Below are 14,199 nucleotides of genomic sequence, written 5' to 3' on the forward strand. Positions count from 1 at the left end.
TGGTTTGTGTCGACTTGTCGCCGCCTGCCAAGAGCAGGAGCAATGCGGAAAAAACGGTGGCTCGCAGTGCAGATCAGCATGTTTCGATTCCAGACGGCAAAGCGCAAGAGCGAAGCATAGAACTTTTTGCTGCTGGCCACGAACCGAGAAGGGCTGCGATTGCCCACCGGCAAAGCCATCGCCAAACCGTTGAGGTAACATGCACGCTCACCCTCGCCCCAGATTTCAGCTCCCAACAAGATGCGACAGATACTCGTCAGAACGCTCGCCACAGTCCTGTCCGCCCTCCTGATCGGCGGCTGCGCCACCAGCGCACGCCAACTGATGCCGACCCCGACCCTGTACCAGCGTCCGGATCGCCAGCCCGTTTTCGATCCATCCCCGGCGGCCCGGCAGAGCCCGGACGTGGACCTGCTGTTCATCACCGACCGTGCCCCACCGACAGCCGCCGAGATTGCCGAACAAGGCAAAGACGCAGGTCCCTTGCCCTACGGCCAGGAACGCGGCCGGCGCATCGCCTACGGCACGGCTCTGGTGCGGGTGGTGCCGTCGCTGGACTGGGAGACCTTGCGCGAGCAGAGCCAGCTCGCCGAGCGTACGCGTGAGGTCAATCTGGAGCTGGGCCAGGTACAGGAACTGGGGGCCTTCCCTCGGGAGCCGTATCAGATTTCCAGGGGCCCCGGCGGGAAGATCCTGCGCGACCGTGCCGAGCTCGCGCGCCACTTCGAAAGCAAGGCCGCTTTTCAGGACGAGGTCCAGCGCCGGCTCGCGCAAGCTCCCAAGAAAGAGATCCTGCTCTACGTGCACGGCTTCAACGAGACCTTTGCCACCGCCGCCTACACCGCCGCCGAGCTGTGCCACTTCCTGGGCCGGGAGCAGGTATGCACCTTCTTCACCTGGCCCGCCTCGTCACGCGGAAACTTCCTGACCTCCTACACCACCACCACCGAGTCCGCCGAGTACGCGGTCGAGCATCTCAAGAAGAGCATCCGCATGCTGGCGACGACTCCCGGGGTGGAAGGACTGCAGATCCTGGCCCATAGCCGTGGCACTGCCCTGACCCTGAGGGCCGTGCGCGAACTTGCGAACGAGGCCCTGGCCGCCGGCAAGGAACCGGCCGATCTGACCAAGATCGACAACCTGGTGCTGCTCTCACCGGACATCGACGTGGACATCGCCGGGCAGGAGATCACCAGTTATCTTTCGGACCCGGATCTGGCTACGGTGTGGCCGGAGGGGCGAATACCGCGCGTGCTGAAGGGCCGCTTGACCATCTATGCGTCGCCCGAGGACCGGGCGCTGCGTGTCTCCCAGCTCTTGTTCCGCAGCCGCCACAGAGTCGGCCAACTGCGCCCCGAGGACATCCCCGAGCCTATTCAGCGCCACTTCGAGATGACCGGACGCATCGACCTGATCTCCTACGAAGGCGAGCGCACCGACCGGTTCGGGCATTCCTACTTCACGACCAGTCCGGAGGTCAGTTCCGATCTGATCGAATTGATCCGTTATGGCAAGCAGTTGGGAGAGCCGGGCCGCGAGCTGATCAAGACGGGACGGGTAAGCTGGGTGTTCCCGGTCAATGGTGACGACGGGAAATAGGTATCACCTCATTGATGGATATCCGAGGTTTGGAAACGATGAACATCCCTTCTCGCGGCAGGTTGTTTCTCGTGCTCGCGCGATGAAGGAGAGAGATTCCTCATGCGCCTGAGTCGCGTCATCCTGCGCTTGGTCATTTCTCTGGCCTTGGCGATAGCGATCCTCTGGGCGGGCGCGGCGCTGTGGATCGATGGTCCCGAGTCGCGCGTGCTCGCCGGCGCGCTTGTCGGCGCAATTGTGCTGATCGCCGGCCTGGCGGCGGTGCTGCTGCCTCCCTGGTCGAAGGCCGTGCTCGCCATCTTTGCCCCTGTTTAACCTACCCCAAAAAACCTCTTGCATAATCAATTGCTTGCAGGGCAAATGAATTTCTAATGGCACAACAAGCGCGTAATGTGCTGTCAGGCGATCAGTTTTCGGAGTCCTCCGGGTTGTGAGTGGATGCCCAAGGCGCGATAGATGGCCATTTGCTCTGGCTCGGCGTTGGTGGCCTTGCGGACATGGAGCGTGCGGCCATCGCGCTGGCGGAAAGTCGTCGTCGTCCGGCACTGCATCGAGAGGGTCTCGCGCAAAGTCGTCCAACTGTCGTGAATGCCAGCCGCCTTCAGCTTGACGCGAAGGAACTGCACGCACTGGTAAGCCAACACGGTAATGAACAGATGGCCGTCGGCGCGATCTTCCTTGTGATGGTAGATCGGGCGCAAGCCCAGCTCGCTCTTCAGGCTGCGAAACACACTTTCCAGGTCAGTCAGCAGAGTATAGGTGCGCCAGAGCCGCTCTTCATCCCAGTCGAGTTGATTGGTACGCAAGCAATAAACGCCTGGGTGTGTCGCCTGGCTCCCCTCGCGGGGCACCTTCTGCCAGGTGATCCCGGTGACGCGCTTGCCCGACTCGTCCGTCACCAGGTTTACCGTGTAATGCTGGCTGGTGCCGCGACTCTTCTGCTTCAGTCGACCGAGTCGTTCGAGCAATTTGTCTGGGCGTTTCTCGGCACGCGGTTTGGCCAGGCCATCGAGCATTTGCTGCAATCCGGCTTCGAAGCGCTGGCTGAAGGATTCGAGCATTGCCTCCTCCTTGAGTTGGCGACCCGGTGAATGGCAATTCAACTGAAGCTCTTGACCGTCTTCACTGAGCGTCTTCTGCAAGCGCAACGGTTGCTCGTCGGCGGTCTCGATCGTGATCGCCTGTGTTTCATCGAACTGCCGGGTTCCCCCGCGACGAACGACCAGGTAGCGATAACCGTGTTCGACCAGCCAGGCGACATTGGCTTCGCTGGCGATGCCCGCGTCCATGATCACCAGCGCCCCTGCCGGGGCGGCCAAGCCGGTCAGCATGCCGGCAAGCGTGCCGGCTTCGCTGACATTCCCTTCGAAGGTCTGAGAGCGGCGCACAAAACCACTGCCGTCGAGCACCAGGCCAAGGGTCACCAAGGGGCAATCGCTACGCTTCTCCTTGGAACGGCCACGCTTGGCCTTGCGATTGCTCGGGACTTCGCCTTCGAAGTAGGTGTTGGTCAGGTCGTAGAGCGTGATCGTCTCTTCCAAACCAAAGAGCGTGCGAACGCGGCCAAACAAACGTGCTTCAATCACCTCCCGATGCTTCATCAGGACGTCCGAACCCCGGTAAAGACCCATGTGTGACATCGACAGGAAGTCGACGTCGATCAGTTCGCCCAAGGCGCTGTGCGTCTGCAGCCAGTTCCAGGTTGCCCGCTCGGAGCCCGGATGGGCCATTCTGCCGATCAAATTGCCGATAATCGACGCCCGCAGAACGCCATTAACGCCCAACTCCCGCAACTGGTCGATGATGCCCAGTTCGGCCAGCGCATGCAGGCCGACGTGCTCGACGCCGACCGAACGCGGCTGCATCGTTTGCAGCGAGTCAACATCGACTTCGACGAATGTCGCCGGCGGACGCGGGTTTTCGGCAGGGTCGCTGGCCTCTGTCGCCGACGCGTCGCTCATCGGCGCCCGCACGATCAGCTGCCCGGCGTAGCGCTGGGCCGCACTTTCGATATGACCTGTGCATGGCAACGGCAGCAGCGCTTCCTGGGGGTGTAGCAACTGTTCGATACGACGACACAGTATCGGCCAGTCTTCCTGCTTGATCGCGAAATTACGCCCGAGATTCAGCAGGGTGATCTGACGGACCTTGCCTGCGATGCGTTCGCCACGCACCAGCCGGTAGGTGAAGTAGCCCTCGCCGGTGACCTTGTTGTTCGTTCGTGTCTGTCGGATATACATGCCCACGATCGTACAAGAAATGCAAGGGAAAAAACCAGAACGTCAAAACTATTATGGCACAACATTTCACCTCCGGAAAACCGCCTCTTTCAAATCAACGACTTAAAATCAGCGCGGGCTAGAAAAACCCGAAATATGACAGCGAGGTGTTAAAGGGAGGTTTGCATGCTTCGCGATCGTGCTCGGCTGGTGGCTGAGCATCGCCCCGAGCAACACCCGTGATTGGCGGCCGGATGTCGCGCGGCTGCCGACCGCCAGCGTCGACGGCTCCCTATTGACCATCCGTAACGTCCGCAACTTCACCTACCGCAGCGATCAGGATTTCAGCGAGCGCTGGGAGACGCGCAGCTACGACCTCGACACCCTGGTCGGCGTCGACCTGTTGATCTCCTTCTGGGGGCCGACCCTCTACGGTCACACCATCACCAGCTGGGAGTTCGCCGACGGCGGCCATCTCGCGGTATCCATCGAAACCCGCAAGGAAAAGGGCGAGGAGTACTCCGCGCTGAAAGGTTTCTTCCGTCAGTACGAGCTCTACTATGTCATTGCCGACGAGCGCGACGTCGTCGGGCTACGCACGAACCACCTGGGCGAGACGGTGCAGCTCTACCGCATCCGTGCTTCGGCGGACAAGGGTCGCGCCCTGCTGCTCGACTACGTGAAAGCGATCAACGCCATTGCCAAGCAAGCGCGCTGGTACAACGCCCTGACCCAGAATTGCACCACCACCATCTGGCACCACACCAGGGTGGTGGGCTCGGGTCCTTCTTTGGACTGGCGCTTGCTCGCCAACGGCCAGCTCGTCGACCTGGCCTACGAACGCGGCACGGTCAACGACGAATTCGGGCTCGACGAGCTGAAGCGCCGCAGCGACATTACCGCGCGCGCCCGTTCTGCCGGCGACATCGAGGGCTTCTCCAGGACGATCCGGGAGGGGCTACCACCGCGGCCCTAGGAGCCTTGTGCTGGCCGCCTCATCCCGGTGCAGGCTCGCAAGCCGAGCACCGGCGGTGGTAGGATCATGGCTGATACCGATCAACGAAGCATGCATGTTGTCATGCCGACGACGTGCTTTCCGAAAAGGAGTCAGCAATGACCGATCAAGCAACCAACACCCGACTGCTCGAAAAGCTGCGCAATCAGCGCGACCTGGGGGAGCAGCCACTGGCCGGCAAGAAAGGGATCGTCCTCGGCATCGCCAACGACCAGTCGATCGCCTGGGGCTGCGCGCAGGCGTTTCGCGGGCTCGGCGCCGAGCTGTGCATTACTTATCTGAACGAGAAGTCGCGCAGGTTCACCGAGCCACTGGCACAGGCACTCGATGTTCCGCCGGCGCTCTATCTGCCTTGCGACGTGCGCGAGGAAGGACAACTGGAAGCCGTCTTCGCGGCCATCGAGAAAGAATGGGGCCAGCTCGACTTCGCGCTGCATTCGATTGCCTTTGCGCCGCGCGAGGACCTGCATGGCCGCGTCACCGACTGCTCGCGCGAAGGCTTCCTGATGGCCATGGATGTCTCCTGCCATTCCTTCATCCACATGGCCCGGCTCGCCGAACCGCTGATGAAGAACGGCGGCACGCTGTTCACCATGAGCTACTTCGGCTCCGAGAAAGTCGTCGAGAACTACAACGTGATGGGGCCGGTAAAAGCAGCCCTCGAGGCGACCTCGCGCTACCTGGCGGCCGAACTCGGTCCCAAAGGCATTCGCGTCAACCCGATCTCGCCCGGCCCGATCGCCACCCGTGCGGCGTCGGGTATCGGTCGCTTCGACGAACTGATGGAGAAAGCTGCCGCGCGCGCCCCGTCGCGCGTGCTGGTGAGCATCGAGGACGTGGGCATGGCGACGGCCTTCCTGGCCACCGACTATGCGAAGCTGATCACCGGCGATACCACCTATGTCGACGGCGGCTACCACGTCCTTGGCTGAGCACCCGGATTGGCGTTGAGCGCCGATCCCGGTGGTGCTAGGCTACCCGCAGCGCCGGCGCAGCCGCCGCTAGCTGCCGGGCGGCGTCTGCGGGTCGTCGCTGCCGCTGCAGCGGCGCTCCTGGCGCTGGCCGCGGCCCTCGCCATCGCGCTGTTCGATATCAATCGCTACAAGCCGGAGATCGAAGCAGCGGTGAGGACGCACAGCGGCCGCAGGCTGCACCTGAACGGCGATCTGGCGCTGTCGTTCTTCCCCAGGCTGGCCATCGACCTGCCGGCGAGCAGTTTGTCGGCCCGCGACAGCGAAGCCGAGTTCCTCAGCTTTTCGTCGGCGCGCATCGAAGTCGCCCTGCTTCCCTTGCTGTGGCAGGAAGTCGTGATCGAGTCGATGCAGCTGCGCGAAGCGCGGGCGACGATGACGCTTCCGGGGAAGCACGGTAGCGCCGGCGAGGTGGACAGCGGGACCAGCGCGGGCGACGCGGCCACCGTGCCGTCCCCGGCAGCTGCGGCGCGCAGCACAGCGCAGACGCCGGCCGTGCCCGACAGCGGCGCGGCGGCCAGCCGCGAGAGCCGCTGGGAAATCCGCCAGCTGCTGCTCAGCGATACTGCGCTCATCCTGCACAATGCCGTCAACGGCAAGACGATCGTGCTCTCGGCGATCAATCTCGAAACCGGCCGCCTGGCAGCGAAGACGCAACTGCCGCTGGCGCTGAAGGCGCAGGTCGCGGTGATGAACCAGCCCGAAGTGCTCGGCGAGATCGAAGTCACGGCCAGCGTAGACATCGACATGACCGGTGCGCGGCCGGTGCTGGCCGCCAGCGACTTCAAGCTCGGCTTCACCGGCAGGCGCGACAGCCAGCCCTGGCGCGCAGCGCTCACCGCCAGCCGTTTGTCCCGCCAGGGCGAAACCTTCAGCGCCGCGCAAGTCGCAGTCAGTCTCCAGCCCGATGGCGAGCCCGCCGCCGACGCCTGGACGTTCGCGGCCAGTGCGGAAGAGATCACCTTCGACGGGCAGAGGCTGAGCCTGCCGCACTTCGACGGCGAGATCGCCCGCGAAGACCCGCGCTTGCCTGGAGGGCAGGCACGCCTGCCACTGTCCGGCGCCCTGACGCTCGACGCCAGGCACGAACGCGCCAGCCTGCAGCTGGCCGCGAAGGCCAGCGATGCCCGTTTCGAGGCCAGCATCGAGCTGACGAACTTTGCGCAGCCGGAAGTCGGCTTCGACCTGCAGGCCGATCGACTCAATCTGGACGCTTACCTGCCGCTCGCCCAGCCGCTCGCAGGCAAAGCTGCCGCCGGAGCAAAGCCGGCAGCCAACGCGCCAGCCGCAAGCAGTGAGCCCGGACAGACCCAGCCCCGCAGCACGGCAGCGCACCTCCTGCGGACTGCAGCGTCGGCGCCAACACTCAGGCCGGCTTCGGCCTCGGCTGCGGCCGAGCCCGCTTTCGACCTGGCAGGCTTACACAAGCTGCGCCTCGACGGCCAGCTGCAGATCGCGCAGCTCCAGGCAGGCGGCATAAAGGCGGCGGCAGTGCACGCCGGTGTGCACAGCGCCGACGGTCGCGCCATACTCGCGCCGCTGAGCGCTCACCTCTACGGTGGCCAGGCGGACGGCGACCTGACCCTCGACGCACAGGGCGCACCGGACGCACAGAACACACAGGGCCCACGGGTGAGCATGAAGCTGGCGCTGAACGATGTCGACTTCGGCGCCCTGGCCCGCGACGCACTCGGTCGCAGCGATCTCGAAGGCCGCGGCAATGTGGACCTGGCCTTGTCGAGCAGCGGCCAGTCGCGCGCCGAGCTGACCCGTGCGGCACAGGGGACGGCACGCTTCGCACTGCGCGAGGTGGCGCTGGTCGGCATCGACCTGGCGGACGTCCTCGACCAGGTGAAAGACATTCTCAACGCCGGCGGCAGCCAGTCCGGCAGGATCGACACGTCCAGACTGACCCGGCTGTCGCATCTGAGCGCTACCGTCAAACTGGCTGAGGGCATGGCACGCAATGATGATCTCGATGGCGCCGCGCCAAAACTCGCGCTCGGGGGTTATGGCCAGTTTGACCTGCTGTCGAGCGAGCTCGATTACACGCTGCGCGTGATGATGGCCGCCAATCCTGCCGAAAGCTCGAAGCTGCTGCGCGCGCTGGAGGGACTACCGATACCGGTGCACATCAGCGGGCCTGCGGAGGAGTTGCGCTACTCGATCAGCCTGACCGATGTCGCCGCCGATGCCCTCAGGCGTCACAGCGACGACATCGGCGCCGCGCTGGTCGACGAAGCGGAACGTTTTTTCGACAGACTCTTTGGTGGCAAGAAGAAGTGAGGTCGCGGACAGCGGACGAAGGCCGGAGCCACCTTTAACGGCAGCCAACCACCTTTAGCCACCAATCCTGAGGCCGGTCTTCTTGAGAATGCTGGTCGAGAAAAGTACGTCGTAAGCGCGGCAGTCGGCGCCGAGAAGGGCGGCGATTTCGGCGACCTTGGCCTGCACTTCGGCGCGCGAACTGCCATGCACCATGGCAAACAGGCTGTAAGGCCATTCCGGCAACTTGCGCGGACGGTGGTAGCAGTGGGTGACGAAATCGAGGGCGCCGATGCGCGCGCCGAGTTCGTCGATGCGCTCGTCGGGGACGTCCCAGACGCTCATGCCGTTGGCGGTGTAGCCGATGGCGTAGTGGTTGGGAACGGCGCCGATGCGGCGGATGACGCCACTGTCGAGCATGCTCGCCAGCCGCTCCATCACCTCTTCCGGCGCAATGCCCAACTCTTCCGCGAGCTGGTGATACGGTCGGGCGACGAGCGGCAAGCCGCTCTGCGTGGCGACGATCAGGCGGCGATCGATGGTGTCGACCGCGCGCGCAGGGGCGCCGCTCATGTGCGCACCGCCAGCTTCATCTCGACGAAATATTCCCGCAGCTTCGGAAAGGGGAAGACCGGCAAACCGCTGGCTTCCTCGATGCTGCGCACCGCTGATGCGATGCCGTCGGCCGTTTCGGTGGCCAGCACAAACCACATGTTGAAGTCGCAGTGGCGGTCGCTTTCGCGGCGGTAGTTGTGCGCCACCTGCGGAAAGGCATTGACCACGTCGAGCACGCGCTGCCAATCGGCTTCAGGAACGCGCATCGCGGCGAGAACGAAAGCGCCTCCCATGCGCTCGACCTGAAACATCGGGCCGAAGCGGGTCAGCACGCGCGCCTCGAGCATCGCCTGCAGGCGTTCGAGCAGTTGCTCCTCGCTGATGCCCAGCGCCGCGGCGACTGCGGCATAAGGCCGCTCACAGATCGGAAAGCCGCCCTGGAGCGAGTCGATGATCGCCCGATCGATGGCGTCGATGCCGGCTGCCTCAGGCATAACGCGCGCCGCCCTGCTTGAAGCGGGTCAGCGAGAAGAGGACGGCGTGCGCGCAATCCTCGAGGTGCAGGCGGGCGCGCAACTCGGCGATCCTCGCCTCGACCTCGGCGCGGACCTGCCCGTGAATCATGCAGAACAGGTTGTAGGGCCAGTCCGGCAGCACCCGCGGACGCTGATAGCAGAGGGTCACTCCCGGTTCGCGGGCCAGGAGCTCGCCCATCTCGGCGACCGCCTCGTCGGGGATGTCGTGCACCAGCATGGCATTGGCCGTGTAGCCGAGTTCATAATGGCGGACGACGACGCCGAAGCGCTTGATGATGCCTTCGGCGCACCAGCGACGGATACGTTCAAGGACCTCGCTCTCCTCGCAACCGACACGACTGGCGAGCACCGAAAACGGCCGCATGAACAGCGGCAAGCCTTCCTGCAAAGCCATCACCAGCCGGCGTTCGAACTCGTCGAGCGGCCGTGGTGCCACGAAGGCCTGCCTGCGCACCCGCGCCGGCAGGCCTTCCTTGCCTTTGCCGTCGAGCGAAAAACCGAGGTCGATGTGATATTCCTGCAGCAAGGGCAGGCGCAGCAGCGGCTGGCCAGCCGCCTGCTCGATGGCCCCCAAAGCTGCCTGCAGGCGACCTTCGGAACCGGCGGTGACAACGAACCAGAGGTTGTAGCGATGCTCGCGCTCGTAGTTGTGGTTGACCTCCGGAAAGCGATTGACCGTCTCGGCGACGGCGGCCAGTTTCTCCGGCGCGACAGCCATCGCCGCCAGCGTGCTGGCACCAATGCGCTTGGGCGCAAAGACGGCGCCGACGCGGGAGATTTTGCCCTGGCGACGCAGCGTCTCCAGCAGGCGCAGGACGGCGTTCTCAGCCACACCAAGGCGCTCCCCGACTTCAGCGAAAGGTGCCGGGCAAAGCGGAAAGTCCCTCTGGAAGTCGTTCAGCAAACGAAAGTCGAGCGCCTCGTCGGTCATTGCGATCTCAGAATCCCGTGCGCTGCGCACGGCTGGTAAAGAAAATGCCGCTCGGCGCTTGCGCCGCAAACTCGCCGACCTGGGTCAGCGTCGCGGTATCGTAAATCACCACCTTGTTGTCGTCACGGGCGGACAGCCAGACCTGCTCGCCGCGTGGCGTGAACTCCATATGCAGAATCGCTTTGCCCGGTTCGAGGGTCTGCACCACCTTGCCGCTCAGGGTGTCGATGACCTGAACCCAGCCGTTGTCGGGAAAAGCGAAATTGACCCACACCTGCCGGCCATCGGGCCGCGCCATGACGAACACCGGCTGTCCCTTGACCGCGATGCGGCCGACTTCCTGCCAATCGCTGCCGGAAACCACCAGCACCTCGTGCCGGCCAACCGCCGGCAGGTAGGCCTTGCCCTGCGCCATCGACCAGCCGCGCAGATGCGGCATCTTGAAGACCGGCAGTTTCTCTTCGCCGCGCCCGTAGTTGCCCAGAATCCGCCGCGTGCCCTTCTCCGGCTGCCAGGTATCGAGCAGCGCCACGCCATCCTCACCGAAGAGCCCGGCCAGATAATAACGCCCGTCAGGAGTCACCAGCCCGTCATAAGGTTGCACGCCCGCCGGATAGCGCTGAGTGGTCGGATGGCGGGGATCGGAGAAGTCACTGACCCAGATCTCGCCGCCGTCGAAGAGTGCGTAGGCGAAGCGGTTGCCGGAAAGGTCGGCCAGACCAACGACTTTCGAGAAACTCCCCGGCGCGTATTCCGCCGGCACTTCGGAGAGCAGTTCCAGGGTTTCCGCGTCGAACGCCTTGATGCCACCCGGCTTGTAGTTCTGCGCGACGACGATGCGGCCATCCTGCGAGATCGAACCGCCAATGGCATTGCCCGACTGCAGTACGCGCTTGACGGTCCGCGCCTCGAGCAGATCGACTTTCGTCAGGCCGCCATCGCGGCCAAAGACGTAGGCGTAGCGACCGTCGCGCGAGTAGACGACCGAAGCGTGCGACAGGTCACCGAGCCCGCCGATGCGCGCGTAGGGCTTGCCGTCGCTGGTATTGATCAGGCTGACGTGACCACTGGCGCGCTCGATCACCAGCCCGAGGTCGCCGGTGCCACGCAAGGGCGGCGCCGCGCAGCCGGCGAGCAGAACAATCGACAGCAGGGCGAACAGCTTTCTCATCATCGTCATCGTCTTCACTCAAACAGCGCCAGCGGCGCATCAACAAAATGGTGTGCCCGCGAGCACCATCAAACCTCGTCGGTCGCCTTAACTCCCTTCTCTCCCCGCGAGGGGAGAGCAACTATCCCCTCGCGGGGCCGTGTGCTTCAGGCAGCACTTCTACGTCTCCCCTATCGTAACACTGCGTAACACTGCTCGACACGAGCCCTGGCCGCTCAGAGAATCGGCCTGACCGCGTCTTCCATCTCCGCCTGATCCATGGCGCCAAGTTCGCTGCTGCGGATGCGCCCGTCACGGTCAATGACGACGGTAAACGGCAGGCCAGCCTTGCTGTTGCCCAGCGCCTTCATCAGCTCGATGCTCGCCGCGCTGCCACCAATCAGCGCAGTGTAGTTCATCTCGTAGGCCTGGCCGAATTCGCGCAAGTGGTCGCGCTTGTCGGCGTCTTCGACAGCAATGCCGACGATCACCAGCCCCCTGCCCTTGTACCTGGCCTGCAGCGCGGAAAGATCAGGAATCTCCTTGCGACAGGGGCCGCACCAGCGCGCCCAGAAATTGACCAGCAGCGGCTTGCCTCGCAAGGACGCCAGCGCCAGCGACTGTCCGTCGAGTGCCGGCAGGGTCAAGGCAAAAAGGGGCGCCGCCGATGGCAGGTCGGCGGCACTCGCCGCAAAAGCCAACAAGGCGAGCAGCAGGACCGTGAACAGGCGCTTCATGACGATGTTCCGGTCAAGGCAGGTCGCTGCGACGGAAGCTCAGGAAACCGGCCAGTGCGGCCAGCGAGCCGATGGCCAGCGGGTAGAGCAAGGCATAGAGGCGATAGCCGCTGCTGCCGAAGAGGTCGAGAATGACGTAGGCTGACGGCCCGAGGACGATCAGTTGCGGGTCGAACATGGCCAGCGAAGCGGTACGAAAGACCTGCAGCGGGTTGAGCAAGGCGATGCCGACGGCGACCTCGGGAGCAACCCGGCCCTGGATCATCACCCCGAGCAGGATCAGGTCCAGGAACAGCAACATGCTCAGCCAGACGATGAACGCGGCACCCTGCGCGACATCGGTACTGCGCGCCAGCGTCGAGATCAACATGCCGATGCCGAGAAAGCACCAGGCCATCGACGCCAGCAAAGCGGTGTAATAGAAGAACATCGCCCACGGCACGTCGATATCCCTGACCTGCGCCCACAGCACGGCGCCGAACATGGCCACGAAAACGGGCAGGAAGATGGTCACGTAACGCCCGAGAATCTTTCCCCAGAACCACGCCGACAACGACACCGGCAGCGACAGCAGGTACTCGAAAACGCCCGCCTCGCGGTCGCCGGCCACCGAACGCACGGTGGTGACCAGCACGAAAATCGGCAGGATGGCCATGGTCAGCTGGATATAGGTCACCAGCAGCCGCGACAGGCCGATGAAACCCAGCACGCGCGACTCGGTCAGGCCGAAGGCAAAGAGCAGCGCGACGATGCCGCCGAAAACGAGGCTGTAAATCAGGAACCATCGCGCGCGCAGCGATTCGACGATGTCCAGGCGGGCGGTCAGGAGAAGTGAATTCATGAATTCATTCTTGCCGCTTCATTTGCCGCGCGCCAGAATGCGCTCTTTCATTTCCTGGTACGAGACCGCATCCGCTTCCGGACGCGCGACAGCAGCAAACTGGTAGCCCATCGGACTTTTCTTTCCGGGTAGATAATGCGCCTGGCGCGCGTCGATCCAGCCACCCATGCGATAGTCGGCGACCCAGATCTCAGTGTTCGGCGTCTCCTCGTTGAATGCTCTTTGCGACAGCCAGAACATCGCGCAACCGATATCGTCGAACTTCCAGGCCTTACCCTGAGGATCGCGAATCTGTGCCGCGAAGCGCTTGTCGCTGATGATCATTCCGCAGCGCGGGTCGGCGTCTCTATCCCAATGGATCTGGATCGGGCCGCTGCTCGGCTCGCCGCTGCAGGCAGCCAGCGACCAGGCCGCGCCGACGCTCAGCAGCGGGCGAAAACAGGGGCCAAGAACTGCAGTCGGAAGGACTGCGAGAAAACGACGTCGTTTCATGCTTGTTGGTACCTCACTGCAGGACGACCGCGGGGTCGACTTCGTTCATCTCGATGCGCGACAAGAGCCCAATATAGCGCGACACCGTCCCCATGAAGCGCAATCGGTCCGGCCCGGAAACCGTGCCGTGCCACTCGATACCATTGCCGCGGTCAGCAAACTGCCACGCCGTCAAGGTCTTGGCGATGGCCGCATCGGCGCGCGCCAGCGTCAGGTGCACCTGGAACAGGGCCGAGAGCTTGGAGTCCTCCGCGACGCGGTCGTCAAGGACGATCCGCCCAGTGTCCATTTCGACGACGCGATTGACCAAGGGCGCGACCTCGTCGAGGCGGTGACTGGAGATGATCATCGTCGTGTTATCGAGTCGTTCGGCGAGCAGAGAAAAGAAAATGTGCCGCGCCTCGGGGTCGAGGTTGGCCGCCGGTTCGTCCATCACCAGCACCTGCGCGTCACGGCCGAGGGCGATGGCGATCAGCAGCTTCTGCTTCATTCCACCCGACAGGCGGTTGAACGGCCGCGCCAGGATTGGCGCAACGTCAAGTCCCAGCCGCTTGGCGACCGCGTAAATTCGCTGCCTGTCCGAGCGGCAGACGGCAGCCGCGAAACTGACCAGTTGCCCCACCGGCATTTTCAGCGGCGGCGGCAACTGCGGCACGAAACCGAGCTTGCCGAGCACCTGCGTACGCTCGGCGCGTGGCTGCTGCCCGTCGATAGTCACCCTGCCCTGATGCGTATACTCGCCGAGCAGGCAACGAATCAAGGTCGTCTTGCCGGCGCCGTTCGAGCCGATCAGCGCGATTCGCTCGCCGAGAGCGATCTCGAGTTCGACGCCGTCGAGTACACGAATCTTCCTGAAGTCCTTACCGACGTTTTCAAAGCGGATCATTC

At 63.9% G+C, this 14,199-nt stretch carries 14 protein-coding genes; 5 read left to right on the forward strand and 9 right to left on the reverse strand.

The annotated features are described in order from the left end of the window. The first annotated feature begins 324 nt into the window (after positions 1-324). Together V5B40_RS05465 and V5B40_RS05470 are read left to right on the forward strand one after the other, a co-directional pair. Positions 325-1,599, forward strand: a complete 1,275-nt coding sequence (locus V5B40_RS05465; protein WP_332353575.1) for an alpha/beta hydrolase — start codon at positions 325-327, stop codon at positions 1,597-1,599. A gap of 102 nt (positions 1,600-1,701) precedes the next feature. Further along, the gene (locus V5B40_RS05470) at positions 1,702-1,914 is read left to right on the forward strand and encodes a hypothetical protein (RefSeq protein WP_332353576.1); all 213 of its coding nucleotides are present in this window, start codon (positions 1,702-1,704) and stop codon (positions 1,912-1,914) included. Between the two features lie 83 nt (positions 1,915-1,997). On the opposite strand, the gene V5B40_RS05475 is transcribed toward V5B40_RS05470, so the two are convergent. After that, entirely contained in the window at positions 1,998-3,839 is a 1,842-nt protein-coding gene (locus tag V5B40_RS05475; RefSeq protein ID WP_332353577.1) for an IS1634 family transposase, read from the reverse strand. 178 nt (positions 3,840-4,017) lie between these two features. On the opposite strand from V5B40_RS05475, the gene V5B40_RS05480 reads away from it, so the two are divergent. From V5B40_RS05480 to V5B40_RS05490, 3 genes are all read left to right on the forward strand, one after another. Continuing rightward, a complete protein-coding gene (locus tag V5B40_RS05480; RefSeq protein WP_332353578.1) occupies positions 4,018-4,794 on the forward strand; it encodes an Lnb N-terminal periplasmic domain-containing protein in 777 nt (258 codons plus the stop codon). 137 nt (positions 4,795-4,931) lie between these two features. Continuing rightward, complete coding sequence (fabI, locus tag V5B40_RS05485) at positions 4,932-5,765, forward strand: enoyl-ACP reductase FabI (RefSeq protein WP_332353579.1); 834 nt, start codon at positions 4,932-4,934, stop codon at positions 5,763-5,765. A gap of 15 nt (positions 5,766-5,780) precedes the next feature. Continuing rightward, entirely contained in the window at positions 5,781-8,090 is a 2,310-nt protein-coding gene (locus V5B40_RS05490; RefSeq protein WP_332353580.1) for an AsmA family protein, read from the forward strand. Positions 8,091-8,144: 54 nt separating this feature from the next. Here the strand turns inward: V5B40_RS05490 and ahbB (V5B40_RS05495) are convergent, their stop codons facing one another. The 8 genes from ahbB (V5B40_RS05495) to V5B40_RS05530 form a co-directional block, all read right to left on the reverse strand. Next, positions 8,145-8,642 carry a siroheme decarboxylase subunit beta gene (gene ahbB, locus V5B40_RS05495; RefSeq protein WP_332353581.1) on the reverse strand — a complete coding sequence of 166 codons (498 nt, stop codon included), beginning with the start codon at positions 8,640-8,642 and terminating at the stop codon, positions 8,145-8,147. After that, positions 8,639-9,118 carry an Lrp/AsnC family transcriptional regulator gene (locus V5B40_RS05500; protein ID WP_332353582.1) on the reverse strand — a complete coding sequence of 160 codons (480 nt, stop codon included), beginning with the start codon at positions 9,116-9,118 and terminating at the stop codon, positions 8,639-8,641. The genes ahbB (V5B40_RS05495) and V5B40_RS05500 overlap by 4 nt, the downstream gene beginning before the upstream one ends. After that, entirely contained in the window at positions 9,111-10,091 is a 981-nt protein-coding gene (ahbB, locus tag V5B40_RS05505) for a siroheme decarboxylase subunit beta (protein ID WP_332353583.1), read from the reverse strand. The genes V5B40_RS05500 and ahbB (V5B40_RS05505) overlap by 8 nt, the downstream gene beginning before the upstream one ends. Before the next feature lie 7 nt (positions 10,092-10,098). After that, the gene (locus V5B40_RS05510) at positions 10,099-11,262 is read right to left on the reverse strand and encodes a cytochrome D1 domain-containing protein (RefSeq protein ID WP_332353715.1); all 1,164 of its coding nucleotides are present in this window, start codon (positions 11,260-11,262) and stop codon (positions 10,099-10,101) included. 215 nt (positions 11,263-11,477) lie between these two features. After that, positions 11,478-11,978, reverse strand: a complete 501-nt coding sequence (locus V5B40_RS05515) for a TlpA family protein disulfide reductase (RefSeq protein WP_332353584.1) — start codon at positions 11,976-11,978, stop codon at positions 11,478-11,480. Positions 11,979-11,991: 13 nt separating this feature from the next. Beyond that, positions 11,992-12,819, reverse strand: a complete 828-nt coding sequence (locus V5B40_RS05520; RefSeq protein WP_332353585.1) for an ABC transporter permease — start codon at positions 12,817-12,819, stop codon at positions 11,992-11,994. A gap of 18 nt (positions 12,820-12,837) precedes the next feature. After that, entirely contained in the window at positions 12,838-13,311 is a 474-nt protein-coding gene (locus V5B40_RS05525; RefSeq protein ID WP_332353586.1) for a nitrous oxide reductase accessory protein NosL, read from the reverse strand. Positions 13,312-13,324: 13 nt separating this feature from the next. Continuing rightward, positions 13,325-14,197, reverse strand: a complete 873-nt coding sequence (locus tag V5B40_RS05530; RefSeq protein ID WP_332353587.1) for an ABC transporter ATP-binding protein — start codon at positions 14,195-14,197, stop codon at positions 13,325-13,327. Positions 14,198-14,199 lie beyond the last annotated feature (2 nt).

The sequence above is a fragment of the Candidatus Accumulibacter meliphilus genome, assembly GCF_036625345.1.
Taxonomy (GTDB): domain Bacteria; phylum Pseudomonadota; class Gammaproteobacteria; order Burkholderiales; family Rhodocyclaceae; genus Accumulibacter; species Accumulibacter meliphilus.

Bases quoted from the DNA above. Each gene is read 5' to 3' on its own strand.
- ahbB (WP_332353583.1), bottom strand. From the start codon at position 10,091: ATGACCGACGAGGCGCTCGACTTTCGTTTGCTGAACGACTTCCAGAGG.
- fabI (WP_332353579.1), top strand. From the start codon at position 4,932: ATGACCGATCAAGCAACCAACACCCGACTGCTCGAAAAGCTGCGCAAT.
- V5B40_RS05470 (WP_332353576.1), top strand. From the start codon at position 1,702: ATGCGCCTGAGTCGCGTCATCCTGCGCTTGGTCATTTCTCTGGCCTTG.
- V5B40_RS05520 (WP_332353585.1), bottom strand. From the start codon at position 12,819: ATGAATTCACTTCTCCTGACCGCCCGCCTGGACATCGTCGAATCGCTG.
- V5B40_RS05465 (WP_332353575.1), top strand. From the start codon at position 325: ATGCCGACCCCGACCCTGTACCAGCGTCCGGATCGCCAGCCCGTTTTC.
- V5B40_RS05510 (WP_332353715.1), bottom strand. From the start codon at position 11,262: ATGAGAAAGCTGTTCGCCCTGCTGTCGATTGTTCTGCTCGCCGGCTGC.
- V5B40_RS05530 (WP_332353587.1), bottom strand. From the start codon at position 14,197: ATGATCCGCTTTGAAAACGTCGGTAAGGACTTCAGGAAGATTCGTGTA.
- V5B40_RS05525 (WP_332353586.1), bottom strand. From the start codon at position 13,311: ATGAAACGACGTCGTTTTCTCGCAGTCCTTCCGACTGCAGTTCTTGGC.
- V5B40_RS05475 (WP_332353577.1), bottom strand. From the start codon at position 3,839: ATGTATATCCGACAGACACGAACGAACAACAAGGTCACCGGCGAGGGC.
- ahbB (WP_332353581.1), bottom strand. From the start codon at position 8,642: ATGAGCGGCGCCCCTGCGCGCGCGGTCGACACCATCGATCGCCGCCTG.
- V5B40_RS05515 (WP_332353584.1), bottom strand. From the start codon at position 11,978: ATGAAGCGCCTGTTCACGGTCCTGCTGCTCGCCTTGTTGGCTTTTGCG.
- V5B40_RS05500 (WP_332353582.1), bottom strand. From the start codon at position 9,118: ATGCCTGAGGCAGCCGGCATCGACGCCATCGATCGGGCGATCATCGAC.